Annotated in this window: 24 protein-coding genes; 20 read left to right on the top strand and 4 right to left on the bottom strand. The window is 40.6% G+C overall.

What is annotated here, in order from left to right; genetic code table 11:
- The first annotated feature begins 14 nt into the window (after positions 1–14).
- The 6 genes from glgC (at position 15) to rluF (ending at position 7,407) form a co-directional block, all read left to right on the top strand.
- Positions 15–1,313, top strand: coding sequence for a glucose-1-phosphate adenylyltransferase (glgC, locus tag N477_RS15155; protein WP_063363697.1), 1,299 nt, complete (start codon positions 15–17; stop codon positions 1,311–1,313).
- 9 nt (positions 1,314–1,322) lie between these two features.
- Positions 1,323–2,852, top strand: a complete 1,530-nt coding sequence (locus tag N477_RS15150; protein WP_063363698.1) for a glycogen synthase — start codon at positions 1,323–1,325, stop codon at positions 2,850–2,852.
- 142 nt (positions 2,853–2,994) lie between these two features.
- Positions 2,995–4,212 carry an EAL and HDOD domain-containing protein gene (locus N477_RS15145; RefSeq protein WP_063363699.1) on the top strand — a complete coding sequence of 406 codons (1,218 nt, stop codon included), beginning with the start codon at positions 2,995–2,997 and terminating at the stop codon, positions 4,210–4,212.
- Between the two features lie 320 nt (positions 4,213–4,532).
- A complete protein-coding gene (locus N477_RS15140) occupies positions 4,533–5,303 on the top strand; it encodes a DUF418 domain-containing protein (RefSeq protein WP_196760634.1) in 771 nt (256 codons plus the stop codon).
- Positions 5,304–6,392: an ABC transporter substrate-binding protein gene (locus tag N477_RS15135; protein WP_063363701.1), complete on the top strand. Its 1,089-nt coding sequence runs from the start codon at positions 5,304–5,306 to the stop codon at positions 6,390–6,392.
- A gap of 118 nt (positions 6,393–6,510) precedes the next feature.
- Positions 6,511–7,407: a 23S rRNA pseudouridine(2604) synthase RluF gene (gene rluF, locus N477_RS15130; RefSeq protein WP_063363702.1), complete on the top strand. Its 897-nt coding sequence runs from the start codon at positions 6,511–6,513 to the stop codon at positions 7,405–7,407.
- Between the two features lie 33 nt (positions 7,408–7,440).
- On the opposite strand, the gene N477_RS15125 is transcribed toward rluF, so the two are convergent.
- On the bottom strand, positions 7,441–10,506 hold the full coding sequence (locus tag N477_RS15125) for an efflux RND transporter permease subunit (protein WP_063363703.1): 3,066 nt from the start codon (positions 10,504–10,506) through the stop codon (positions 7,441–7,443).
- Between the two features lie 2 nt (positions 10,507–10,508).
- On the bottom strand, positions 10,509–11,588 hold the full coding sequence (locus N477_RS15120; RefSeq protein ID WP_063363704.1) for an efflux RND transporter periplasmic adaptor subunit: 1,080 nt from the start codon (positions 11,586–11,588) through the stop codon (positions 10,509–10,511).
- Positions 11,589–11,695: 107 nt separating this feature from the next.
- Between N477_RS15120 and N477_RS15115 the strand changes: the two genes are divergently transcribed.
- The 14 genes from N477_RS15115 to hupB all read left to right on the top strand — a co-directional run bounded on the left by N477_RS15115 (position 11,696) and on the right by hupB (position 22,569).
- Positions 11,696–12,586 carry a LysR family transcriptional regulator gene (locus N477_RS15115; RefSeq protein ID WP_063363705.1) on the top strand — a complete coding sequence of 297 codons (891 nt, stop codon included), beginning with the start codon at positions 11,696–11,698 and terminating at the stop codon, positions 12,584–12,586.
- Positions 12,579–12,884 carry an MGMT family protein gene (locus N477_RS15110; RefSeq protein WP_063363706.1) on the top strand — a complete coding sequence of 102 codons (306 nt, stop codon included), beginning with the start codon at positions 12,579–12,581 and terminating at the stop codon, positions 12,882–12,884. The genes N477_RS15115 and N477_RS15110 overlap by 8 nt, the downstream gene beginning before the upstream one ends.
- Positions 12,885–12,991: 107 nt before the next feature.
- Complete coding sequence (locus tag N477_RS15105; protein WP_063363707.1) at positions 12,992–13,564, top strand: LON peptidase substrate-binding domain-containing protein; 573 nt, start codon at positions 12,992–12,994, stop codon at positions 13,562–13,564.
- Between the two features lie 58 nt (positions 13,565–13,622).
- Positions 13,623–14,246, top strand: coding sequence for a sigma-70 family RNA polymerase sigma factor (locus N477_RS15100; protein ID WP_063363708.1), 624 nt, complete (start codon positions 13,623–13,625; stop codon positions 14,244–14,246).
- The gene (locus tag N477_RS15095) at positions 14,239–14,919 is read left to right on the top strand and encodes a ChrR family anti-sigma-E factor (protein WP_063363709.1); all 681 of its coding nucleotides are present in this window, start codon (positions 14,239–14,241) and stop codon (positions 14,917–14,919) included. The genes N477_RS15100 and N477_RS15095 overlap by 8 nt, the downstream gene beginning before the upstream one ends.
- 14 nt (positions 14,920–14,933) lie before the next feature.
- Positions 14,934–15,890 carry a YbgA family protein gene (locus N477_RS15090; protein WP_063363710.1) on the top strand — a complete coding sequence of 319 codons (957 nt, stop codon included), beginning with the start codon at positions 14,934–14,936 and terminating at the stop codon, positions 15,888–15,890.
- Complete coding sequence (phrB, locus tag N477_RS15085; RefSeq protein ID WP_063363711.1) at positions 15,887–17,269, top strand: deoxyribodipyrimidine photo-lyase; 1,383 nt, start codon at positions 15,887–15,889, stop codon at positions 17,267–17,269. Before N477_RS15090 ends, phrB begins: the two co-directional genes overlap by 4 nt.
- Positions 17,270–17,271: 2 nt before the next feature.
- Positions 17,272–17,697: a nuclear transport factor 2 family protein gene (locus tag N477_RS15080; RefSeq protein WP_247686794.1), complete on the top strand. Its 426-nt coding sequence runs from the start codon at positions 17,272–17,274 to the stop codon at positions 17,695–17,697.
- 2 nt (positions 17,698–17,699) lie between these two features.
- Positions 17,700–18,413 carry an SDR family NAD(P)-dependent oxidoreductase gene (locus N477_RS15075; protein WP_063363713.1) on the top strand — a complete coding sequence of 238 codons (714 nt, stop codon included), beginning with the start codon at positions 17,700–17,702 and terminating at the stop codon, positions 18,411–18,413.
- On the top strand, positions 18,410–19,663 hold the full coding sequence (locus N477_RS15070) for an NAD(P)/FAD-dependent oxidoreductase (protein ID WP_063363714.1): 1,254 nt from the start codon (positions 18,410–18,412) through the stop codon (positions 19,661–19,663). The genes N477_RS15075 and N477_RS15070 overlap by 4 nt, the downstream gene beginning before the upstream one ends.
- Positions 19,660–20,385, top strand: coding sequence for a DUF1365 domain-containing protein (locus N477_RS15065; RefSeq protein WP_063363715.1), 726 nt, complete (start codon positions 19,660–19,662; stop codon positions 20,383–20,385). The genes N477_RS15070 and N477_RS15065 overlap by 4 nt, the downstream gene beginning before the upstream one ends.
- 1 nt (position 20,386) lies before the next feature.
- Positions 20,387–21,652, top strand: coding sequence for an SAM-dependent methyltransferase (locus tag N477_RS15060; protein ID WP_063363716.1), 1,266 nt, complete (start codon positions 20,387–20,389; stop codon positions 21,650–21,652).
- Positions 21,624–22,142 (top strand): DUF2878 domain-containing protein, encoded by a 519-nt coding sequence (locus N477_RS15055; RefSeq protein WP_063363717.1) that lies wholly within the window; start codon positions 21,624–21,626, stop codon positions 22,140–22,142. Before N477_RS15060 ends, N477_RS15055 begins: the two co-directional genes overlap by 29 nt.
- A gap of 151 nt (positions 22,143–22,293) precedes the next feature.
- Entirely contained in the window at positions 22,294–22,569 is a 276-nt protein-coding gene (hupB, locus tag N477_RS15050) for a nucleoid-associated protein HU-beta (RefSeq protein ID WP_023397797.1), read from the top strand.
- Positions 22,570–22,752: 183 nt separating this feature from the next.
- On the opposite strand, the gene ilvN is transcribed toward hupB, so the two are convergent.
- Positions 22,753–23,250, bottom strand: coding sequence for an acetolactate synthase small subunit (ilvN, locus tag N477_RS15045; RefSeq protein ID WP_063363718.1), 498 nt, complete (start codon positions 23,248–23,250; stop codon positions 22,753–22,755).
- A complete protein-coding gene (locus N477_RS15040) occupies positions 23,250–24,971 on the bottom strand; it encodes an acetolactate synthase 3 large subunit (RefSeq protein ID WP_063363719.1) in 1,722 nt (573 codons plus the stop codon). The genes ilvN and N477_RS15040 overlap by 1 nt, the downstream gene beginning before the upstream one ends.
- Between the last annotated feature and the right edge of the window lie 141 nt (positions 24,972–25,112).

The raw sequence follows: 25,112 nt of genomic DNA, 5'->3' as shown, positions 1-25,112 counted from the left end.
TATGGAGATAAGAAATGCCGAGTTATGCAAACCGTTATATAAGTAACCTGACAAGAGACACTTATGCATTGATCCTTGCAGGTGGACGTGGCAGTCGGTTGCACGAGTTAACCGATTGGCGTGCAAAGCCAGCGGTGTATTTTGGTGGTAAGCACAGAATAATTGATTTTCCATTGTCTAATTGCATTAACTCTGGAATACGCCGAGTTGGAATTGCAACACAGTACAAATCTCACTCGTTGATCAGACATGTTAATCGCGCTTGGGGGCATTTTAAAAAAGAACTAGGAGAATCTGTAGAGATTTTGCCTGCATCACAGCGTTATGGTGATGAATGGTATTGTGGTACGGCGGATGCTGTATTTCAGAATATGGATATAATCCGCCATGAATTGCCTAAATATGTGATGATTTTATCTGGGGACCATGTGTATCGAATGGATTATGGTGCATTAATCGCCAAGCACGTTGAAACAGGTGCTGACATGACCGTGTGTTGTATCGAAGTAGACTGTGAAGAGGCGGCAAACACATTTGGTGTTATGACTGTTGACGAAGGTAAGCGTGTCAGACGGTTTGATGAAAAGCCAGCAGAACCAACATCCATTCCTGGCAAACCGGGCACATGTTTAGCATCAATGGGTAACTATGTGTTTAATACGGAGTTCTTATTTGAGCAGTTAAAACGAGATGCGCAAAGAGAAGGCTCTGGCCGCGATTTTGGTCACGATATTATTCCATCCATCATTGAAGAGCATAATGTATTTGCTTTCCCATTTAGAGATCCGAGCCACCCCGGTCAACCTTATTGGCGTGATGTGGGAACAATCGACTCATTTTGGGAAGCCAATATGGAGCTGGTATCAGTTCAGCCACAGTTAGATTTGTATGATCCATCTTGGCCTATATGGACCTATCAGGAGCAGCTCCCGCCAGCGAAGTTTATTTTTGATGATGAAAATAGGCGGGGTATGGCGGTGGACTCTACTGTCTCAGGTGGGTGTATCATATCGGGTTCAATTGTTCGGAAATCTCTATTATTTTCAAATGTTCATGTGCATTCTTATTGCGAAATAGAAGGCGCAGTCGTATTGCCAGGTGTTAAAATAAACCGACATTGTAAGATTCGAAATGCAATTATTGATAGAAGTTGTGAGATCCCAACCGGAATGCGAATTGGTTTCGATCCTGAGGAGGACCGCAGTAACGGATTTAGAGTTTCAAATAAGGGCATTGTTCTAGTGACCCGAGATATGCTTGCAGCTTTGCAAGCTAGTCAGAAACCAACTGAGTCAAAATTAGAAAGCGCCTAAGGGTAAAGTATGCATGTAGTAATGGTGGCAGCAGAGAATGATAGGCTGCCAAATTGCAAGGTTGGTGGTGTTGCGGATGTTATCCGTGACATCCCTTATGCCTTGTCTCGTTTGGATATCAATACATCGGTGATTGTTCCTGACTATGGTGAAGCACGTTTAGATAGAGAGTTTGTGGCTGATATAGCGGTACCGTTTAAGCAACATTTAGAAACGGCTGTATTGTGGTTGGTAGAATCGGAAGGTGGTGTATCGCAATATGTGATTTCTCACTCATTATTTTCTGAACATGGCGGTGCTGTTTATTGTAATGATGATGGACGGCCATTTTACACTGATGCAAATAAGTTCGCATTTTTTAGCGCTGCTGTATGCGAAGTTATTGAGCACGGTTTGATTGGCAATGTCGACGTGCTGCATTTACATGATTGGCATGCCGCTTGTGTCTCTGTCTTACGAGAATTTAGCCCAAGGTTTTCAGCACTTAAGGAAGTTAAAACGGTTTTTACAGTGCACAACTTGGCTCTACAAGGCGTCAGACCATTCAATGGTGATGAGTCTAGCCTTGAAGCTTGGTTTCCCACCTTGAGTTATGATGGTCAAAAGATTTGCGACCATATTTACCCCCATTGCTTTAACCCTATGAGGGCAGCGATTGGTCTCTCTGATAAGGTACATTTAGTGTCTCCTACATACTGCGATGAGGTGCAAAGGAGTAGTGATCATCAGGCTGGCTTTTTTGGTGGTGAGGGGCTAGAGCATGATATGCAAATAGCCGCAGGCAAAGGTAAGCTCGTGGGAATCTTAAATGGATGTGAATACTCAAAAGCGTTGCCAAAGAAGACTACGGATGATTTTTATCGTTGTGCTGAAGCAAATATTTTTAATTGGATGTCAAAATCTACTGAGCTAAAGAGTGTGCACTATATAGCTCATCAAAGGTTACTGGCATGGCAAAAGTCATCAATGACAGGGCCACTAGTAACGAGTGTGGGTCGTTTAACAAACCAGAAAGTATTCTTGCTGACGCAAAGAATCGATACCAATATGGTTATTGATCAACTAGCTCTTTATTTGCGCGAGCAGCATGGAAGACTGATTATTCTCGGTAGTGGTGATCACGCGCTAGAATATTTATTTGCCCAAGTTATGGCTCGCCATGAAAATGTGCTTTACTTAAACGGGTATGGGCAAGATGTTGGTGACTTGATGTACGTACTTGGGGATCTGTTTCTCATGCCAAGCTCATTCGAGCCATGTGGAATTAGTCAAATGTTAGCAATGAGAGCGGGTCAGCCATGTTTAGTCAATGCCGTTGGGGGACTGGCAGATACGGTACAACACAATGTTAATGGCTTTACATTCTACGGAGACAATATACAGCAACAAGGCTCTAATTTAATTGAGCAGTTTAAGGCATGTGTAAAGGTATTTAATAGTTGCAAAGAAGAGTATAATGATATTGCTTTGAGGGCTTCTCAAAGCCGGTTTACATGGGAAAAAAGCGCACAGCAGTACAAGGAACATTTATATGAGTAGGTAAAACTACTCATCCTAGAGTCACAAAACTAGTACTTTAATGTTTTTGTTGGATTTTATTTATCAGAAATTCGGGTTAAAATAATAAAAAAGAATAAAACTAAAGTACTGTTATTGGAACAGTATAGCTAGGAGCGATGATTTGAAAGTGTTTGTGGCTCGGCAGGCCATTTTTAATCGCAAAAAGCACGTGGTAGCTTATGAGCTATTGTTTCGTGATGGCACAAAAAACAGCTTTCCTAATGTCGCTGAAAATGCTGCTACAGCAAAGTTAATTATGGATAACCAGCTTAATCTGGGCACTCGTTACTTAACTTCAGGGAAAAAAGCACTAATAAACATAGGAGAAGATTCTTTAAATCAAGAGCTTGCACAGTTTTTGCCCGCTGATGATGTGATTTTAGAGCTATTGGAAACTATTCCACCGACTACTAAAAATTATGAAAAGGTACGACAGCTTTTTCACAATAATTATCGTTTGGCGCTTGATGACTTTACTTACTCAAAAGAGTGGGAACCGTTTTTAAAATTGGTAAGGTTAATTAAGTTCGACCTCGTTGAAACCCCGCTTGAAGAAATCGAGCCATTAGTAAACCAACTTAAAACGCGTAAAAACTTGAAGCTTTTAGCTGAAAAAGTAGAAACTGAAGAAGAATTCTTAAACGCTAAAAAAATGGGGTTCAGCTTCTTCCAGGGTTATTTTTTCGCAAAGCCGACAATGATTGCGCAAAATGATATCGAAATTAATTACGCCATTGTGATGCTTATTTATGCGGAAGCATTGAAGCCAAATATGAATATTCCACGGATCGCAGAGCTGTTTGCTCAGGATACTGCGCTGGCTTATAAATTACTTAGGTTGATCAATTCAGGTGTATTCCCTATCAAAAATCGCATAGAGTCATTAAAGCAGGCCTTAGTTTATTTGGGACATGAGCGAATTATTAAGTTTGTTAACCTTATTATGACTGCGCATGTTGCTGAAACAAAACCAACGGAGTTAACACGATTAAGCATTGTACGTTCGCGCTTTTGTGAATTACTAAGTCGACAAGTCGCTCCTTCTTTAGCAGGCATGAGCTTTCTAACAGGACTATTTTCTCTTTTAGACGCTATTTTAGATAAGCCGATGGATGTCGTTGTGGAGCGTTTACCCTTTCCTGAAGTGCTTAGGGATGCCTTGATTGGAGAGCCTAACACTTTGTATTATATATTAAATACAGTAAAAGCTTATGAAAGTGGCAGCTGGTGGGCTATGCAGGAGGCATGCACTATGTTGAATATTTCGGACGAAAACCTTCCTGATTTTCATGCCCAGGCTGTAAACTGGGCTGATATGTATCGTGACCATGTTTATTAATGCAAAGAGTAGACTCTATTGATTTTTTAAGGGGCATCGCTTTGCTCGGCTTGCCCCTTACAAATCTGATTTACATGGCCAATTTCACGTCGGGCGCTATGGCTCCAAGCAGCGCATGGTCTGATAATCTACTAATTTATCTTGTTGATATATTTGCACATGGAAAGTTTAGGACTATTTTTAGTATCCTATTTGGCGTATCGATTTGTCTGCTGTATGAGAAGTACGGAACAAAGAGCACTAAAATTATAAAAAACAGACTATTAGTACTTGGCTTTTTGGGTTGTATACATGGCTTTGTAGTATGGCCTGGTGATATTTTGTTAAACTACGCTGTATCAGGTTTGCTGGTTCTTGCTGTTATTAAGTTAAAGTCTTCTACACTTATTAAACTGGCCGTTTGCGCGATATTCATTCCTATACTCACCCTTATCTTACTTATTTTGCAAAGTGGCGATACAAGTATAGAGCAGGAGCTTATCAACTTAGACAAAATCGGGTTTACTGTCCTTGAGTTACTGCAATTTAATGTTAAAAATTTTCTAGCTATGGTGGCTTTACTACCTACCATCACGCTTTGGTACATATTTGGCTTGATGCTGATTGGCGTTTTGATTTATCGCTTGTATTGGATGAGTAAAGTCCATCTTTCAAGATTTGTTTGTATATTCATTCTGATCCCTCTATCTATTTTTGGCTCGCTTATAGCGCGTTTGAACTTTGCAGAGCAACATCGCTTAGTTTATGACTTACTAAATTGGCTATGTGCTATACCATTTAGCATTGCTTTAATTTGTTTAGTACTCAAACACAAACAACCTTTTGATACGAGCGTGTCACTTTTGTCATATGTTGGGCGTAACTCATTATCACTGTACTTGTTGCAATCCTTGGTGGGTGTAGTGCTTTTTCAATTTGCCTTTCCAACGTGGAAAATTTATTTCACGCAAACAGACTATTTTTTACTATTTATTGGCTTTACTATTCTACAATTGGCAGTAGTGTGGTGGTTTAAATTTAAATCTATAAGAGGGCCCGCCGAAGTTGTGTTTGCTCACTGTCAGAACTATTTGAATAGAAGAGAGTATTAAATGTCTTCGATAAAAGTGTTGTTTCTAATGTTTGCGCTGGCTGTTTCGTTTACGTCTTATGCTAAAAACAATTTTTCTGTGCTGCTTGTAAATCCATCTTTAGAGGGGGAGCCCTTTTGGGGGAAAGTACAAAAAATAACGCAAGAGGCGGCTGCACAACTCGATATCAATATTGATGTGATTTACGGTGATGGCAATCGCCATATTCAGCTTGCTGAGCTGAAAAAATATCTAGATTATCGAGCAAGCCCAGATTATGTGATATTGATGCTTTATCCCGGTGGTGCAGAGCAAACGCTCACCATGTTAAACAACTATGGCATTAAGTTTATTACGTTAGAGCAGACAATTACTGGGCTCGAAAAAGAAGAAATAGGCATTCCAAAAGAGCGCTTTGAGCATTGGTTAGGAGAGGTTTTTTTTGATAACTACCAAGCGGGTTATGATTTAGCAAAATCATTACATCAAAGTGTACTTGCTGGTGGTCACAAAGGGCAGGTAAATGGGTTAGCCATTAATGGGCACTACGGCAGTGAGTCGGATAAGCGCAATCAAGGGGCGGCAGATTATTTCAAACAACATAATATAAATTTGCAGCAGACAGTACATGCCAGTTGGTCCAAAGAACAAGCTTACTCAAAAACTAAGCGTTTATTTAAACGATATCCGCAAACACACATTATATGGAGTGCGTCAGATTTGATGGCGATGGGCGCGCAGACTGCAGTCCGCCAATTAGTTAAAAACGATGCGGGTAAGGTTGCTATTGGCGGGTTTGATTGGCTACCAGATAGTTTAGCTTTAATTGATAAAGGCGCATTATCAGCGTCAGTTGGCGGGCATTTTATGATGGGAGGATGGGCGCTGGTTTCTATCTTTGACTTTCATAACGGCGTAAAATACTGGCAAGAAAACAGCGCAATTACATTTCACTTATCCGCTATTACACTTGAGAATGTCGATGAGTACCTTTGGATTTCTTCTTCACCGGATTGGTCAAAGTTAAATTATAAAAGCCTAAGTATTTTAGACACTACATTAAAGTCGTATGATTTTTCGCCTGATCAGTTGCGACAAAAGAAAAACTAGACCCGACTCTTTGAAAACCTTAATTATCAGTACGGAAACTAGCTTGAACTTGTGCTATCCAATTCATTTTATGTTGGAATCATTATACAATTAGCGTTTTTAGAACATTGAGAATGGCGTGGATACACCAAAGAGACTAAATAAGTATATCAGTGAGACTGGATTCTGCAGCCGTAGAGAAGCAGATACGCTGATCAGTGACGGAAGAGTTTCCGTGAATGGTCAAATTGCAGAGATGGGCTTAAAGGTCACTGATGCAGACACTATTTTGGTAGATAACAAGCCTTTAAAATCCAAGCCAAAGCGCGTTTATATTGCTTACAACAAGCCCGTTGGTGTGACCTGTACTACTGAGCGAAAAATTAGAAGCAATATTGTCAATGCAATCAATTACCCGGAGCGAATTTTCCCTATAGGGCGCCTAGATAGACCTTCTGAAGGTCTTATTTTCTTGACCAATGAAGGCGATATCGTCAATAAAATTTTGCGTGCGGGCAACAATCACGAAAAAGAATATATCGTCACAGTTGATAAAGTTATCGATGATAAGTTTATTCATGGCATGCGCTCAGGCGTGCCCATCCTCGGCACTGTCACCAAAAAATGTTTTGTGAAAAAAACTGGGCCAAAGAAGTTTACGATTACTCTAACTCAGGGCCTCAATAGACAAATCAGAAGGATGTGTGAACACTTCGGATATGAAGTGCAAACGTTAAAGCGTGTTAGGATCATGAATGTGAATCTTAACGGGCTTAGAGCCGGAGAGTGGCGCCATCTAAGTGAAAAGGAAATGGCTGAAATCAACGCGTCGATTGAGGGGTCATCAAAAACTGAGGAAGCATCGGTCGATAATAAAAAAAGAGCGAAACCAAAAGAATCGTTTAATCAAAATCGAAGCGTATCTGATAAGCCTCGCAGTAAAAATAAGAGCAATCATGCTCGCCCAGATAAACCAAACAGAAAATCAGGTAAAAAGCCTGAACGTGTGAAAGGGACGTTATCACTCAAGAGATAAAAAATGGCCGCAATTGCGGCCATTTTTTTGCAGTTATTGTGCGTTGGGTGCTTTGATCTTAAATACTAAGCAGTACACAACAGGTATCACGATTAATGTGAGGATGGTTGCAAAGCCCAGCCCAAACATAATTGTTACAGCCATCGATTTAAAAAACACGTCAAATAGCAGAGGGATCATCCCAAGTATTGTTGTGATTGCCGCCATCGAAACGGGTCTTACACGACTCACTCCAGAGTCAAATACGGCTTGGTAAGGTGACTTACCACTGCCGACTTCAAGATTTATTTGGTCCATCAGCACAATACCGTTTTTAATGAGCATGCCAGAGAGACTCAGCAATCCAAGTAAAGCCATAAAGCTAAAGGGGGCTTGGAAGGCAACCAGTCCGGCCGTTACACCAATAATTGCCAGTGGTACAGTACTCCAAATGACCAGAGGCTTTTTAACCGAGTTGAACAGTAACACCGTGATCATAAACATGCTTAAATAGCCAAGAGGTAGCGAGCCAAAGATGGCTGTTTTCGCTTTAGAGGAGGACTCATATTCACCGCCCCATTCCATTTTATAACCAACCGGTAGCTCAATGGCCTCGATATCTGCTTTTATGCGACCAAATAACTTAGCAGGGGTTTCGTTGCCAATGACATCATGATCGGCCATGACAGTAATAGTGCGTTTTCTATCACGACGCATGATCAAGCTGTCTTCCCAGACCACTTCAAACTTATCTACGATTTGGCTAACTGGTACGTAGACATTTAATACCGGACTGAACACTTGTAAGTCTTGTAAGTTTTCAACACTGTATCTCTCTGTCTCCGGAGAGCGAGCGACGATAGGCAGCATCTGAGTGCCATCACGGTATAGGCCAACTTGCTTACCCGATACACTCGTCAACAGAAGTTGGTCTAGATCGCTTTTACTTATTCCTAGACGACGTGCTTTTTGCTCGTTAAATACAGGTTGTAGTACTTTGCTGCGTTGACGCCAGTCATCTTTAATACTGTGCGCTCCTGGGTCACTCGCCAAAATGGCTTTCGCTTCTGCTGCAAGCTGGCGCAAAACTACGGGATCAGGACCAGAGAACCTTGCTTCAATTTTTGCATCTGTGGAAGGACCAATTTCCATTCGCTTAATTTTAAGCTGTCCATCGAGCTCATTTTCTGCGCTGAAGGCACGTACTCTCGCAATCATATCTGTCACGTCTTCGCGAGTTTTTACTCGAATAATGAGCTGTCCATACGCGTCATATTGCTTTTCAGGGCTATAAGTCAACATGAATCTCGGTGCGCCTTGGCCAATTGTTGCTGTCACGTCCGTTACCGCATCATGTTGTTTAAGGAAAGCCTCTAATTTTTTTACATTCTCTGATGTTGTGCGGATATCCGAACCTTGATAGTTCCAGTAATCGACGTAAAACATTGGGGTGTTAGATGCTGGGAAAAATGATTGCTTCACCGATTTAAAACCGACAACAGCACTGCCAAGTAGTACAACCATAAAGACCACGGTGCTCCACCTATTGCGCAAGCTAAAGCTGAGTAATGCTTTGTACGCTGTAAAGATGATACCTTGATATGGGTCACTTTCTTGCTCATTCTCACCGGCTTTAATTTCTTCTTTAAACAGCATGTTCGCAAAGAAAGGCGTCAGTGTAATTGCAGTCACCCAGCTTAGTAGGAGTGAAATAAATAATACCCAGAATAATGAACCTGCGAATTCGCCGCTGGCATCAGAGCTTAAGCCAATAGGTGCAAATGCTGTGATACCAATAATGGTTGCACCCAATAGTGGCCATTTAGTTTGCTCGACAATATTCACTGCCGCTTTCACTTTTGTTTGACCGCGCTTTAAGTTGATCAAAATACCTTCTGTAATGACGATGGCGTTATCAACCAACATACCTAATGCGATGATCAAAGCACCTAAAGAAATTCTTTGTAAATCGATGGCAAACAATTTCATGAAAATGAAAGTGCCTAGCACGGTCAAAAGCAGTATACCGCCGATTAAAATACCGCTTTTTACGCCCATAAAAATGAGCAGAACGATGATAACGATAGCGACTGCTTCCAATAGACTAACAATGAAGCCATCTACGGATTTTTTAACTTCAGCAGGCTGGTTGTATACGGTGTTTACTTCAATACCATAAGGTTTTTGATATTCTAATTCTGCTAAGCGCTTCTTAATAGCCACGCCCACATCAACGACATTAACACCCGATGTGAACGAAATGCCAACTAGCAATGCTCTGTCATTATTAAAGCGAGTAATATGGTTAGGCACTTCTTGATATTCTCTTGATACGGTTGCCACATCGCCAAGATAGATAAGCTCTCGTGCTCCAGGTTGGGAGATCAGTAAGTTTTCAAGCTCAGAGACATCAGAAAACTCACCAGTAGGGTGCAATCGAATAGACTCGTTACCCACGCGAATTCTGCCAGCATTTGACACGGTGTTTTGAGTTTGTAGCAAAGAGAAAATATGATTTGGAGAGATACCCAATTGAGACATTTTTTGTGTCGAGATTTCAACAATGACTTGCGCTTGTTGCTCACCTGCAACGCTCACTTTGCTCACGCCGTCCACTAACACCAGTTCGCGGCGCAAAAAGTCGACATAATCTTTGAGCTCATCATAAGTGTATCCTGCACCAGTAACGCCATATAACATCCCGTATACGTCAGCAAAGTCATCCATAATAGTTGGCGGTTGCACGCCCGATGGTAATTGTGGAGTAAGGTCATTGATCTTACGCCTTAACTCATCCCATATTTGTTTTAAATCTTCCTTCCGATAGGTGCTTTTCATCTCAACTGAAATTTGAGATTTGCCTGGCGAAGAAATTGAAGTGACATAATCAACGTATGGAAGACTTTGAATAGCATTTTCAATAGGGTAGGTCACTTCCTCTTCAACTTGTTGAGGAGAGGCGCCAGGGTAAGCGGTGATCACCATGGCTTTTTTTAGAGTAAACTCTGGATCTTCTAACTGCCCAAGGCCAAAGTAGGACACGCCACCTGCTGCAAACAGCAGTACGGCAAACATCGCACTAATGACTTTATTCTCAATGGACCAACTTGCTAAGCTCATAATTATAAGCCTCGCTCTTTTGTCCAAGGTCTAACTTTTAAATTTTCTTTTAAATGATGTACGCCAGCGGCGACAACGATTTCACCAGCCTGAAGCCCTTCAAGTACTTCAATGCTAGACTCTCTCATCTCTCCTAAGGTGATATGACGTTTATTAACCGTATTCGTTTGCGCGTTATAAACCCACACATAGTGGTTGTTATCTATTTTCTCATCTTGAGCTGAGAATACCGCTTCGTTCGGAACTAATAAGGTTTCCTTTTTTAAATTCATGACTTTGCTTGGGTCAATGTATACGTGTCCAGTCATACCCGCAAACAAATTGAAGTCTTCAGGGATTGGCAGTGAGAAAACCACTTTATACGTTAAAGTGACAGGATCTGCCTGAGTGTCCCACTCTTTAATCGTTAAAGAATATGACTTATCGGGAAAGCCATCAAAAACAACCGTTGGATGGTAGTCTAAATCTTTGTTGACTCTTGCAACGAGTTTTTCAGGCACCTGAATGACGACGTCCATTCTGTCGCGTGTTTCTAATCGAAGGATATTTTGCTTAGCAACAATATTTTCAAAGTTTTTGACGAAGACCTTAGCGACCGTGCCATCAAAAGGCGCTCGCAACTCGCTATTTTGTAAATTAGTTTGTGCAATACGATAAGCAGACTCTGTAACTTGCTTATTAGCGAGCGCTTGATCGTACTCAGCTTTACTTGCAGTCGACTTATTAAAAAGTGATTCAATGCGGTTAAGTTGCAAGGCGGCTAGCTCATACTGCGCTTTGCGTTGTTGGAATTGCAGCTCAAAGTCTTCAGGATCTAATTTTGCGAGTAATTGACCTTTCTTTACCTCTTGGCCTGCTAAAATGGGAAAATCGATAAGCTCGCCATTAACTCTAAAAGCAAGATATGAGCCTTGGTTTGCGACGACTTCAGCGGGGAAGTGCCTAATTGTGGCAGCTGCAGGATCACTGACCGTGTGTAGTTTTACGGGTCTGACCAAGTCCTGTTTTGGTGATTGGATAACTTCATCTTGGCATGCGCCAAGTAAAAGTGCGGAAGATAATACGAGTACGCGTTTAAACACTTAAGTTACTCCGAAATATATGACTCCTAAGATAATGTAGTGCAGGATATATAAAATAGTACTAAAATAAAAATTATAAATAATTAGGGTTTTAATAAATAAAATTTATGAAGTTATCGGATTTAGAAGTCCTTCATGTTGTGGCACATTCCCAAAGTCTCAATGATGCTGCCAAGCGCTTATTTAAAACGCAGCCCGCAGTGACCCAAGCGCTCAAAAGGCTCAGCACAGAGTTGGGTTTTCCTTTGGTAACAAGGGAGGAGTATAGAATTAAGCTTACTGAGCAAGGGCAACGATTTTACAAAGAAGCGGTAAAGCTGATAGAACATCACGAGAACCTAAAGTCTATGGCCGCGGATTTTGCGCAAGGAAATGAGCCTAAATTCAATATTTGCTATGAAGCGATGAGTTACGACTATAGCTGTAATGAACTTATCAAACGTACATTCAGGCAATTTCCCTCTACAGCATTTGAAATAACCAGCGGTAAACGCTTTGTAGCACTAGATAGAGTAAATCAAGGCCTGTCGGATATTGGTGTCGGGCCTTGGTTTAATTTGTTTCACGCGACTGGTGATTTGGAATCTGTGGCCATCGGTGAAGTAAAGCTTGGGTTAGTTGCTAAAAAAGGGTTGATACCAAATAGGCTTACATTTGAAGAGCTCAACCAATATCCTTGTCTGGCAATGACCGAAAGTGGTTTTGAGTTTGATAGTGACCGTTTAGAGTATTCAAAAAGTCGCAGTGTGATGAAGCTAGATGATATAGCGACAATAAAAATGTTTTTACTACAAGGGTTGGGTTTTGCGATTGTGACTTTAAATCATTGTGAGAAAGAACTTGAACAAGGGTTACTTGAGCAAATTAGAGTATCTGATAGACAAGATCAGTTTACAGTAGATATTCATGCATTTAGAAGGCAGTTACCGCATCATGGTTCTGTCGCGCAATATTTGTGGGAAGGATTTAAAGAATTAGGTAAGCAATATCGTGAATGATGAATTCAAGCAAAAAGTATACACGCTAATAGGTGCGATCCCTGAAGGGAATGTTGCTACATATGGCCAAATAGCTAAGCTAGCAGGAGCTCCTAGACATGCACGTGCTGTGGGCTATTTATTAAAACATCTCCCGAATGACAGCTCATTGCCTTGGCATAGAGTCATAAATAGTCAGGGGAAAATTTCATTTCCTGTAGAGAGCGACAAGTTTAATTCTCAAGCGTTGAAATTAAAAGCTGAAGGGGTGGAGTCACTCAACGGCAGAGTATCTCTTAAAAAGTATCTTTGGTATTAAGATTTCAAACGAAATGGCAATTATAGAAGATTAATTCAGAATTAGGGTTGATCGGTTTGTTTTACATTGGCGTAAATAGACTTAGAGATTATCATTACTAAGTCAATATGAAACGAGCACTTTTTCCTTTACCAGTTTATATTTTACCGCAGGGATACACACGGTTACGTATTTTTGAGCCTCGCTATTTGCACATGGTCAAAGTGGCTATGAGAGAGCAAAGCGGCTTTGTGTTATGCCACGGTGATAAAGCCTCAGACACAGCAGTGTCCAGAGAAGGGGTATTTGTGGAAATTGTTGATTTCTCTCAAGACAATGGCGGACAACTGTTGATAGATGTGTATGCCAAACACAGAGTAGTGATAACAGATGTGACAGTGGATGAGATGAATTTAAAGCATGGATGGTGTCATACAATTGATGAGCCATTATGGGAGCTAGATAGTGAAAACTTTGCCTATCACGAACGCTTAGCTGATTTGCTCAGAGATTTGTTTGTTGTTAATGCAGAGCTTAATGATTTATATAAGAAAAAGAATTACGCGGATCCGATTTGGGTTGCGGCCAGATGGTTAGAGTTGTTGCCCTTAACACTGACTCAAAAGCAAAAAATACAAAGCTGCCAAACTTATCAAGCTGTGGCTGGTGTTTTGTTTGAAGTTTTTGATGAACAAGAGTGATCTGGATGTTAAAGCCTAACGTATAGTCTAATATGTTACTGGCTGAGAGCGTTAAATTATGGTTAGTTTAGAGCAATCGCGTGATTGCCGCACAAAAAAAGGTATAAACCAAGGGATGCAAGAAACCCCTTCAGAACAGTTAACTCAAGCATTAGTCAATGTCGCTAATAACGCGGATAAAAAAGCTTACGCTTATTTGTTTTCTTATTTTGCCCCTAAAATCAAACGTTTTGGAATAAAGCAATTTGGTTCAGAAGCTATGGCGATGGAATTGGTACAAGACACCATGACGTCAGTTTGGAGAAAAGCCAAGCTCTATCATCAAGATAAAGGCGCAGCAACTACGTGGGTATATACGATAATGAGGAATGCCTCATTCGATGCGCTCAGAAAAGTTAAAAGTAACAGAGAAGATAACTTAAGCGAAGAGATTTGGCCGCTGTTCCATGACGAACAAGTGTGTGAAAAAAGTTTCAAAGACCACTTACAAACTAATCAGCTTAAAGAAAAAATTAAAAACTTACCAGCAGCACAAAGAGATGTGGTTGTTGGTGTCTATTTTGAAGATATGACTCAAGAGCAGTTAGCTCAGCATTTGGGTATTCCTGTTGGTACGGTGAAATCTAGGTTGCGCTTAGCGTTGAAGAAGTTAAAAGTAGAGTTGGGAGAGCAGCATGATTAGGTATCATCCCTCTAAACAGTTAATGCATAAGCACGTAGCTGGTGAGCTGCCAGTCGGTTTAAGTGTTGCTATAGCCGCGCACGTTGAGCTTTGTGATAAATGTAGAGCTGAAGTTGAAGCAATTGAAGCTAAACAAGCCGATATGTTTTTCACCAGTGAGATGCATGTCGACAGTGATACAAAAGATGTGTCATTGGCAGAAGACGATCTGTTATTTGATGCAATGCTCAGTGATATTACATCACTTGAAGTCGAAACTGAGGTTGTGCCTAATGAAGTAACCATGTTTGACTATCAGGATAGGTCTGTTCAATTGCCAAGAGCAATAGCCGCGCTAAAACTGGGCAGCTTTATGAACGCCGGAAAAGTCTCCCGAGCTCGATTTGAACTTGATGAAGGTCCCATGCGCAGTAGTTTATTACATATTAAGCCAGGTGGGGAAATACCAGAACACACACATACTGGTTTTGAGCTAACATTATTGTTAGATGGGACGTTTGAAGATGAAAGTGGTAAGTACGTACCGGGCGATTTTATCATGCTCGATGGCCGCCACAATCATACGCCTAAAACAAAAGACGGATGCCTGTGTTTTACTTTGGTTGACAACGCATTGCACTTTAATAAAGGCTTAAGCAAACTCCTAAATCCTATTGGTAAGCTGATTTATTAGGGAGTGTGAAGAGTATGAAATTTAAGACACCTATACAGATTGGATTAAGCGCCTGTCTTGGCGGAGAAAGGGTACGTTTCGACAAAGGTCATAAGCGTTCTAATTTTTGTATGGATGAATTCAGTAATCATGTGGAATTTGTAAAATTTTGTCCTGAAGTTGCGATAGGTATGCCGATCCCCCGAGAAACCATAAGACAGGTTCGATTTGGCGACACGATTAAGGTGTGTCGTCCTGACGGGTCTAATGATGTTGGTCCAAAGCTCACTGAGTATGGTAAAAAAATTGCGCAGACCAAAGCAAAAGAACTGTCAGGGTTTGTATTTTGCGCAAAAAGTCCAAGTTGTGGCATGGAAAGGGTCAAAGTTTACAATGACACTGGAACTGGGGCCACTGCAGAAGGCATAGGTGCGTTTGCTGCCGAAATTATGCGCCACAATCCATTATTACCATGCGAAGAAAACGGTAGGCTAAACGACATTCATTTACGCGAAAATTTTGTAATGCGTGTATTTGTCTATAAATCATGGCAAGAGCTGATGCAAGGTGAAGTTAATAAACACAGGCTGACTGAGTTTCACGCTAAACACAAGTACCTTTTGATGAGCCACAATTATGCAGCATATCGAACACTAGGGCGTTTGCTTGCGCAAGGCGATCCGAAAGAATCTATGCTTGTAGCTGACGAATATATAGCAGGGTTGATGGCAGCACTTAAAAAGCCAGCGAGTCGAAAAGCGCAAGCAAATACACTTGCACACTTGCAAGGTTATTTTAAAAACGAGTTATCAGGTATTGAAAAATCTGAGATGGTGGAAGCAATCGAGGAATACAGAATGGGACTAGTGCCACTTAATGTGCCTTTGACATTACTAAAACATCATTTACGTGTCCACCCAAAGTCGTATTTGGAACAGCAGGTATACTTCGACCCGTATCCACATGATTTAAAATTAAGGTTCGCAATTTGAGTAAGGTACTTTTTTGGTTCAGGCGCGATTTAAGGTTATCAGGTAACCAAGCGCTTGAAGACGCAATTAACAACGGCGCCACTGAGGCGCTGTTTTTTGTTTGTGAAAAACAATGGCAATTACACAATACCAGTGAGATACAAATTGATTTGGTAAAAAGGCGAGTAGATTACCTTGGTAACGAGTTAGCAAAGCTGGGTATTAAGCTTCATGTTATTAATGGAGAGTCTTTTGACGTTTTACCGAGTAAGCTTGAAGCGTTTATAAATGAGCATAGCTTTACTCAAATTTTTGCCAACAGAGAGTATGAAATTAATGAGCTAGACCGTGACACAAGATGTGCATCATTGGGCGCACAGTTGCACTTATATGATGGGGATGTGCTTTGCTCCCCAGGCAGTATTGTGACCAAAGGCGGCGAAATGTTTAAGGTTTTTACACCATTTAAAAAAGCATGGTTAGCTCAGTACTCGCAATATATATTTAAAATAAGCGAATTTATTCGCCCAGTTGGCGAGTCTATTCCTTGGCAAATGCCTACTTTATTAACTTCAAATGGTCTATCTGATAAATGGCCTGTAGATGATGTAGTGCTTTCACAGGTTATTGAACAGTTTTTAGAAGATAAAATAAACGAATATAGTGAATATAGAGATATACCTAGCATTAAAGGTACATCTGGATTAAGCCCTTATCTGGCTTTAGGGATTATATCTTCTACTGACTTAATTGCCAGAATTCAGCAAAGAATACCCGATGTTTTATATAGAACAAAAATATCAGCTTTTACTTATATTAACGAATTGCTTTGGAGAGAGTTTTATAGACACTTGATGTTTATATTTCCTAAACTTTGCAAAAGTAAAAACTTCAATGAAAAATATAATGCCGTACAATGGTTAGATGATGAAAATGCGTTTGCGGCTTGGTGTGAGGGCAATACTGGTTATCCAATTGTAGATGCAGCTATGCGCCAGCTAAACCAAACCGGTTGGATGCATAATCGACTTCGAATGATTGTTGCTAGTTTCTTAACTAAACACTTGCTTATTGATTGGCGCAGGGGTGAAGCATATTTCATGAGCAAGTTGATAGATGGTGATTTGGCAGCAAATAATGGCGGCTGGCAGTGGGCTGCAAGTACAGGTTGTGATGCTCAACCATATTTCAGAATATTTAATCCAATAACCCAAAGCGAAAAGTTTGATCCTGATGGCACTTTTATTCGTAAATATGTCCATGAATTAGAATGGGTGCCAGCGAAGTATATTCACTTTCCACATGATTATATTAACGCTGTTGGAAGACAATGTTATACGGCACCAATCGTTGAACATAAAGAAGCAAGAGCCAGGGCGCTTGATGCATTTAAGGTATAGAAATGGAACAGCACCTTAACAATTTCGTAGATATATATAATCAGCTTTCAGACAAAAACCTAAACTTATTAAAAAACATTTACGATGACTGTGTGGTATTTTCAGATCCGTTACACAAAGTCGAAGGAATTGAAGCACTGACAAAATATTTTGAAAACTTGTATGCAAATGTAAGCTCAATTTCTTTTGACATAAAAGAACACTATGTTGTAGATAACAAAGGTTTTTTATATTGGGAGATGCACTTCTCCCACAGCAAACTTAATAATAAGAAAAATATCACAGTCGCCGGTCATAGCCATCTTACCTTTAAAGGCTCTAAAGTAATAAACCATAGAGATTACTTTGATGTTGGCGCTTTGCTTTACCGAAACATACCTTTACTAGGTAGCGTGATCAAAACGCTAGAAAAAAGGGCGGTGTCTTAAGTATGGAAGCAAAAAGTGTACTAATAACCGGTGCTACGTCTGGAATTGGAGAGGCTTTAGTTAATCGTTACGCGCAGTCTGCCCAAGTAATAGCATGTGGAAGAAACCAAGATAAACTGTCGAAATTTGAATCAAGTGGCGTCAGCACTTCAAGGTTCGACATGACAGATAAAGAGCAAGTGTTCGATGCTGCCAACAAAATAGAAGCGCAAGATGTAATCATTCTAAATGCAGGGGTTTGCGAATATATAGACGATGCGAATAACTTTGATTCTGCATTGTTTGAACGAGTTATTCACGCCAACTTGATAGCGACAGGGTATTGCTTAGAAGCTTTCATCCCGAAAATTAAGCCTGGTGGGCAACTCGTAATAGTCAGTTCTAGCGCGAGCTTTTTGCCGCTGCCCCGTGCGCAAGCCTACGGTGCGTCAAAAGCGGCATTAAGCTATTTAACGCGTGTTATGCAGGTTGAACTTCAAGGCATTGATGTGACTTTGGTTCACCCTGGTTTTGTAGAAACACCGTTAACTAATAAAAACGATTTCCCTATGCCTTGTTTAGTCACTGTAGAGCAGGCATCAGAGAGAATATTTCAAGGTGTATTTAAACGTAAAAAGGAAGTGCATTTTCCAAGGCGCTTTACCTTGTTTTTAAAGTTATTTTCATTACTACCATTTAACTGGTGGCTGCCGTTAGCAAAAAGGATAAAACGTTGAAAAATATTGCAATAATAGGAACTGGGATTTCTGGACTTAGTGCAGCCTACTTACTGAATAAAAAACACAATATTACCGTATTTGAGAAAGAAGATAGGCTAGGCGGTCACACCGCTACTATTGATGTGGACACACCTGAGGGCTCAAAAGGCATTGATACCGGCTTTATCGTATTTAATGACCGTACTTATCCTTTATTTGAAAAGCTGCTTGATCAAATAGGCGTTGGGCGTAAACCAACACAAATGAGTTTTAGTGTGAAAACGGCAGATACAGATTTTGAATATAACGGTCACACCTTTTTCTCGTTATTTGCGCAACGTCGCAATATTTTGTCACTCAAATTTTGGCGGTTTTTGTATAGCATTGTTAAGTTTAATCGGCTATCAAAAGACTTATATCACAGCGGCGATTACTCTAATTACACAAACCTGGGCGACTTTTTAAACGCGCACGGGTTTGATGACTTTTTCAAAAAGCATTATATCTTGCCCATGGGCGCTGCAATTTGGTCTACCAGCTTAAAAGGTATGTTGGATTTTGAAATACAGTTCTTCATCCAGTTTTTTTATAACCACGGGCTGTTGGATGTCGCAGGTCGCCCTCAATGGTATGTTATTCCGGGCGGGTCAAAGCAATATATTGGTCCGTTAACGCAATCTTACAAAGATAAAATAAAGTTAAACACGGACATAAAATCAGTTGTTCGTAATGATGACTATGTTGAAATCATTTTTCAAGATGGCCATACAGAGCAATTCGACGAAGTCGTATTTGCGTGCCACTCAGATCAAGCCCTTAAGCTACTTGGAGATGCCAGTGAGATTGAACGTGAGGTGCTTGGTGCAATCCCGTATACGCCAAATAGCGTTGTGCTGCACACTGACGTGTCACTTCTACCCAAACGAAGAGCAGCTTGGGCGAGCTGGAATTATGCGTTAGACGAAAGCCAAACTCGCCCTGCTAGTGTGACTTATCAGATGAATATTCTCCAAGGGCTATCATCCTCACATCAGTACTGCGTGACGCTGAACAATGATAGTCAGATTGACCAAGGGAAAGTAATACAAAAGTTTACTTATTATCATCCGGTATTCAATACACAAAGTATTCGTGCGCAAAAAAGAAAATCTGAAGTAGATGGTGTAAATCGTACTTATTTTTGCGGTGCTTATTGGTTTAATGGCTTCCATGAAGATGGTGTTCGTAGCGCAGTTGACGTTGCCAAAAAGCTGGGAGTGGCATTTTGAATAGCGCCATCTATTTAGGAGATGTTAGGCATCGTCGCTTTGCCGTTTCTGAACATAACTTCAGATATCCTATGTATATGATGTGTATAGATTTGGATGAATTAAATCAGCTCGATGATATTCATCCTTTATTTGGCACCAAGGGGAAAAAGCTACTACGTTTTGAACAGGCTGATTATTTAGATGGGTCTGCTGGTAGTTTGAAGCAACGTGCATTAGATAAAAGTTTGGCGTTAGGTGTGGATGCATCTGACAGTAAAGTTTATTTAATGGGGCAGTGCCGATGTTTTGGGTATTATTTTAGCCCAGTTAACTTTTATTTTTTTTCCAAGGAAGATGGCGAATATACTCACATGTTGGCCGAAGTCAGTAACACTCCATGGAATGAGAGACACTATTACCTCGTGCCTCTTGGAAAAAAAGTGAACTTTGAAAAGACCTTTCACGTATCACCTTTCATGAATTTAGATATGGAATATCATTGGCATATCAAAGCTCCAGCGCAACATGCCTTTGTCCATATTGAGAACAAAAAAGAGCGTGAACTCTTATTTGACGCGACTTTAAGGCTGCGTAGAGTGCCGTTAGAAAAGCATTCTATTAGTAATTTATTAAAGCAGTTCCCGGCGATGACCTTTTCAATACTTAAGGGCATTTATTGGCAAGCGTTAAAGCTTTTTTTGAAGCGAGTTCCTTTTATCAGTCATCCTGGAAGTTTGTAAGATGGAAAAAACGACACAATCCTATAATAGTGAGAGCAGTGACAGCTTTTTAACAAAGATGTGCAGAACCTTGGTTTTAAAAGCGTTTGATCAAATCACTTGGGGACATATAAAATTAATCGATGGTGGACAAGAATTCTCTTTTGGCGACCAAAGTAGCGACGACAGTACCGTTATACATGTTCAGTCGAATCAAATGTATAATAAATTTGCACTGGGTGGCAGCGTTGGTGCTGGCGAATCTTATATACTCGGTCATTGGAGCTGTTCTGATTTAACTAAGTTAATAGAGATTTTTGTAGTCAATCAGGATGTTCTAGATGCCTTTGAAAAAAAATTCGCACTAATCTCTGGCTTGTTTAATAAAGTCTCACACTTTAAAAACCGTAATACAAAATCAGGTTCAAAGAAAAACATAGTTGCTCATTATGATTTGGGAAATGATTTATATAGTTCATTTTTGAGTGAAGAAATGCTTTATTCAAGCGCTGTATATCCGACTCATGATGCGTCCTTAGAGCAGGCTCAGCAGCACAAACTTAAAGAAATATGCGAGCAAGTAGACTTACAAAAAAGTGATCACGTAATTGAAATTGGAACCGGGTGGGGTGCTTTTGCGATTTATGCTGCGCAACATTATGGTTGTAAGGTGACGACGACGACAATTTCTGAAGAACAGCATGCCTATGTCAGTGAGAAAATTGCTGAGTTGGGGTTAGAAGGGCAAATTACGCTATTAAAAGATGACTACAGAGAGCTTAATGGTAAATTTGACAAGCTTGTGTCAATCGAAATGATTGAAGCTGTAGGCCATGAGTACTTATCAGGCTTTTTTGAAAAATGCAGTAGTTTACTTAAACCAGATGGCATTATGCTGATACAGGCTATCACGATTGCTTGTCAGCGTTATCATCATTATTTGAAGAACTCTGATTTTATTCAGCAATATATTTTTCCAGGTGGGTGTTTACCTTCGATCACTGAAATGAGCAAACAAATTTGCAATAGTACTGATTTGGTCGTTCATTCTATAAAAGATATCGGCTTACATTACGCTAAAACGTTGTTTGATTGGCGGGAGCGTTTTGATAAGGCGTGGCCGTCTTTAGACAATCAAAAGTTTGATCAGCGTTTTTACAGACTTTGGGAGTTTTATTTGTGTTATTGCGAGGGCGGTTTTAAGCAAAGAGCGACAAGTGCAGTGCACTTAGTAGCAAGAAAACCAAGGTTTGTGAGTGATGATGAAAAAGTATTCTGTCGTTACTAATTTTGTTTTATTTCAGCTAGCTTGGTTTGCCGTCTTTTTCTTAAAAGAAGAGTCTCTACTTGTCGTGCTCACTACAATAGCATTAATGTTTGCACTCAGTCCTGCTAAGTCTAGAGATGTAAAGTTTGTGTTAGTAGGTATATCCGTCGGCATGGCCATTGAGTTGGTCGCCGTCACTGTAGGGGTTATCGATTATGGTCCTGCCGTCATCCCATTATGGCTTTTACTATTGTGGCTGGCGCTATTGTTTTCGTTTAGAGAATCTCTAAATAAGCTTTTTCACTTACCATTAAAATATAGGGCACCCATAGTTTGGCTGTGCACGCCTGGAAGTTATTACGCGGGCTCTAAGGCTGGTGTTTTGTCTACTTTAGAACCACTTTGGATTTTCTGGATTGTGTATGGAGCAATATGGTTTGTCGGTTTTGAATGTTTGCGTTGGTTAGATGCTCAATCTCATATCAGACGCAATGGCGAGGTATTGAGCTAAATAGTTCCCTTTTTAGCTAAATATATGCGGTACAAGCACAATTTGTTTGATTAATTTCGAATATAGTTGAATTTTGGCTTGCACTCATGGTTAAAATGAATAAACATAGAATTTGCTCCGGCAGAAAATAAAAAAATATAGGAATTTTAAAATGAACAAAGCTCAACTAGTTGAAAAGATCGCGAACGACGCTGATATCTCTAAGACGGCAGCTGGCCGTGCATTAGACGCTTTAACTAGTGCTGTAACTGAAGCTCTAAAAGAAGGCGACTCAGTAGCACTAGTTGGTTTTGGTACTTTCTCTGTGAAAGAGCGCGCGGCACGTACTGGTCGTAACCCACAAACTGGCGCTGAGATCCAAATCCCAGCAGCAAACATCCCAAGCTTCAAAGCGGGCAAAGGCTTAAAAGATCAGGTTAACCTATAGTAAACCAATGAATCATTCGGCTTTGAGTTGCTCTTGAAGCCAACACTAAAAAAGAGCCCAATGGCTCTTTTTTTAGTTTAAATACCGCTCATATTTGGCGTATACATTTAGTATAAATTCCAATCAAGACTTGCGTCGTTATCACGGGCGCAGTGGCCCGCACTAAAACGAAGCAATGTTTCCTTAGCTCTTAAGTGCCTTGTCACCTCTGCCAATACCAACGGCACCCGATCTGACAAGTTCAATTAAGTCGCTTTCGTGGCGTAACATATCTAAAAAGCTCTCGATTTTATCGGTACTACTGGCTAGCTGAAGCGTATAGCTTTGCTTTCCCATATCTACAATGGTTGCACCGAAAACGTCACTCACACGTGTTACAGCGGCTCTCATTGCTTCGTTCCTGGTGAATACCTTAACCATTAAAAGTTCACGTTCGATGTGATTGATTTCTGTTAAGTCGAATACTTTAAGTACATCCACCAGTTTATTAACTTGCTTTGTGATTTGTTCGACCACTCTATCATCTCCATGCGTTGTGATAGTGATTCGAGAGAGCGTTTTGTCATCAGTTGTACCAACGGTCAAGCTATCTATGTTGTATGCTCTTTGAGAGAAAAGACCAACTATTCTGGATAGGGCACCTGGCTCGTTTTCCAATAAGATTGCTAATATACGTCGCATTATGCTTTCACCCCTTTTTTCAACCACATTTCATCAACTGCACCATGCTTAATTTGCATTGGATATACATGCTCACTTTCATCCACACGAATGTCTAAAAATACCAAGCGATCTTTAATCGAGAATGCTTTTTCTAATGCACCATCGAGCTCATCTGGATGATCAACGCGGATCCCAATATGGCCATAGCTTTGAGCTAAAGTCACAAAGTCTGGTAAGGATTCCATGTAAGAACTTGAATGGCGGCCATCGTAAAGCATATCTTGCCACTGTCTTACCATGCCTAAAGAGCGGTTATTGAGCGAGACAACTTTTACGTTTAAACCATATTGCAAGCAAGTTGATAACTCTTGGATGTTCATTTGAATAGAGCCATCACCCGTGACGCATACCACTTCATCTTGTGGGAAAGCGACTTTGACACCCATTGCAGCAGGTAGACCGAAGCCCATGGTGCCGAGACCGCCAGAATTGATCCACTGACGAGGGTTTTTAAACGGGTAATATTGCGCTGCAAACATTTGGTGTTGCCCAACATCTGAAGTGATGTATGCATCACCATTTGTGATCGCATGAAGTTTTTGGATAACGGTTTGAGGCTTAATTTTATCTTCCTCGGTTTCAAAGTCTAAGCACTTCATTTCACGCCATAATGTAATATCTTGCCACCATGCTTCTTGAGCGCTTCGGTCTATGGTCATGCTACTCTGATCTATGCCCTCCAGAAGCTGAGTTAAAACTGTGTCCAAACACCCCACGACTGGAATATGCGCCTGAATAGTTTTTGAGATAGATGTTGGATCTACGTCCACATGAACAATTTTGGCGTTAGGGCAAAACTTTTCAACATTATTTGTTACTCGGTCATCAAATCTTGCTCCTAAAGCTAAAATGGTATCTGCATTGGCCATTGCTTTGTTGGCTTCTAAAGAGCCATGCATGCCTAACATACCGATAAAGTTTGGATGATTTCCGCTTATTCCCCCTAACCCCATTAGTGTATTTGTAATAGGCGCGTTAAGCTTTTCAACAAGTTCAGTCAGCTTATCTGATGTATCTGATAGGATGATCCCACCACCAGAATAAATGACCAGTTTTTTAGCTTGTAAAATTGTTTCAACAGCCTTCTTAATTTGTTTCGTATGGCCTTTTTTGCTCGGGTTGTAAGTCCTCATATCCAACTGTTGAGGCATTACATAGTTGAATTTTATTTGAGGATTTAATACGTCTTTTGGTAGCTCAACGACTACAGGCCCAGGTCGCCCGGTACTGGCTAAGTAAAACGCTTTAGATAAGATCGCGGGAATTTCTTCTGCGTTTCGACAGTTAAAACTGTGCTTTACGATTGGTCTTGAGCAGCCAACAATATCTGTTTCTTGAAACGCATCATCACCGATTAAACTAGAGGGAACTTGGCCTGATAAAACAACCATGGGGATGGAGTCCATGTAAGCTGTTGCAATACCTGTTATGCAGTTTGTCGCTCCTGGTCCTGAGGTTGCCAAAACTACGCCTGTTTTTCCGGTAGCACGTGAGTACCCATCAGCCATATGTGTGGCAGCTTGTTCGTGGCGTACCAGAATATGTTCAACATCGCTTTGCTCGAATAATGCATCATATAAGTCCAATACAGATCCGCCTGGATAGCCAAATATGAATTCTACCTCTAAATCTTTTAGCGCCTTTACAACTAACTCGGAGCCATTAAATTGCTCATTCATTACCTCATTCCTCAGCCAAGCCAAATCTTGGCATAAAAAAACCCCGCATTTTGCGGGGTCGATGAAAGCGTATACTCACACAGGCCCCTATGGACTTAATACTAAGACCACCACGAGAACCATTTGTACAAGCTTAACTAA

It is taken from the genome of Pseudoalteromonas luteoviolacea H33-S (assembly GCF_001625695.1).
Taxonomy (GTDB): domain Bacteria; phylum Pseudomonadota; class Gammaproteobacteria; order Enterobacterales; family Alteromonadaceae; genus Pseudoalteromonas; species Pseudoalteromonas luteoviolacea_B.
The sequence above is the reverse complement of the archived record's forward strand: the minus strand, read 5'-3'. Positions and strand labels throughout refer to the sequence as shown.

Bases quoted from the DNA above. Each gene is read 5' to 3' on its own strand.
- N477_RS15060 (WP_063363716.1), top strand. From the start codon at position 20,387: ATGGAAAAAACGACACAATCCTATAATAGTGAGAGCAGTGACAGCTTT.
- ilvN (WP_063363718.1), bottom strand. From the start codon at position 23,250: ATGCGACGTATATTAGCAATCTTATTGGAAAACGAGCCAGGTGCCCTA.
- N477_RS15055 (WP_063363717.1), top strand. From the start codon at position 21,624: ATGATGAAAAAGTATTCTGTCGTTACTAATTTTGTTTTATTTCAGCTA.
- N477_RS15075 (WP_063363713.1), top strand. From the start codon at position 17,700: ATGGAAGCAAAAAGTGTACTAATAACCGGTGCTACGTCTGGAATTGGA.
- N477_RS15135 (WP_063363701.1), top strand. From the start codon at position 5,304: ATGTCTTCGATAAAAGTGTTGTTTCTAATGTTTGCGCTGGCTGTTTCG.
- N477_RS15090 (WP_063363710.1), top strand. From the start codon at position 14,934: ATGAAATTTAAGACACCTATACAGATTGGATTAAGCGCCTGTCTTGGC.
- glgC (WP_063363697.1), top strand. From the start codon at position 15: ATGCCGAGTTATGCAAACCGTTATATAAGTAACCTGACAAGAGACACT.
- hupB (WP_023397797.1), top strand. From the start codon at position 22,294: ATGAACAAAGCTCAACTAGTTGAAAAGATCGCGAACGACGCTGATATC.
- N477_RS15100 (WP_063363708.1), top strand. From the start codon at position 13,623: ATGGTTAGTTTAGAGCAATCGCGTGATTGCCGCACAAAAAAAGGTATA.
- N477_RS15115 (WP_063363705.1), top strand. From the start codon at position 11,696: ATGAAGTTATCGGATTTAGAAGTCCTTCATGTTGTGGCACATTCCCAA.
- N477_RS15105 (WP_063363707.1), top strand. From the start codon at position 12,992: ATGAAACGAGCACTTTTTCCTTTACCAGTTTATATTTTACCGCAGGGA.
- N477_RS15095 (WP_063363709.1), top strand. From the start codon at position 14,239: ATGATTAGGTATCATCCCTCTAAACAGTTAATGCATAAGCACGTAGCT.
- N477_RS15080 (WP_247686794.1), top strand. From the start codon at position 17,272: ATGGAACAGCACCTTAACAATTTCGTAGATATATATAATCAGCTTTCA.
- N477_RS15125 (WP_063363703.1), bottom strand. From the start codon at position 10,506: ATGAGCTTAGCAAGTTGGTCCATTGAGAATAAAGTCATTAGTGCGATG.
- N477_RS15040 (WP_063363719.1), bottom strand. From the start codon at position 24,971: ATGAATGAGCAATTTAATGGCTCCGAGTTAGTTGTAAAGGCGCTAAAA.
- N477_RS15150 (WP_063363698.1), top strand. From the start codon at position 1,323: ATGCATGTAGTAATGGTGGCAGCAGAGAATGATAGGCTGCCAAATTGC.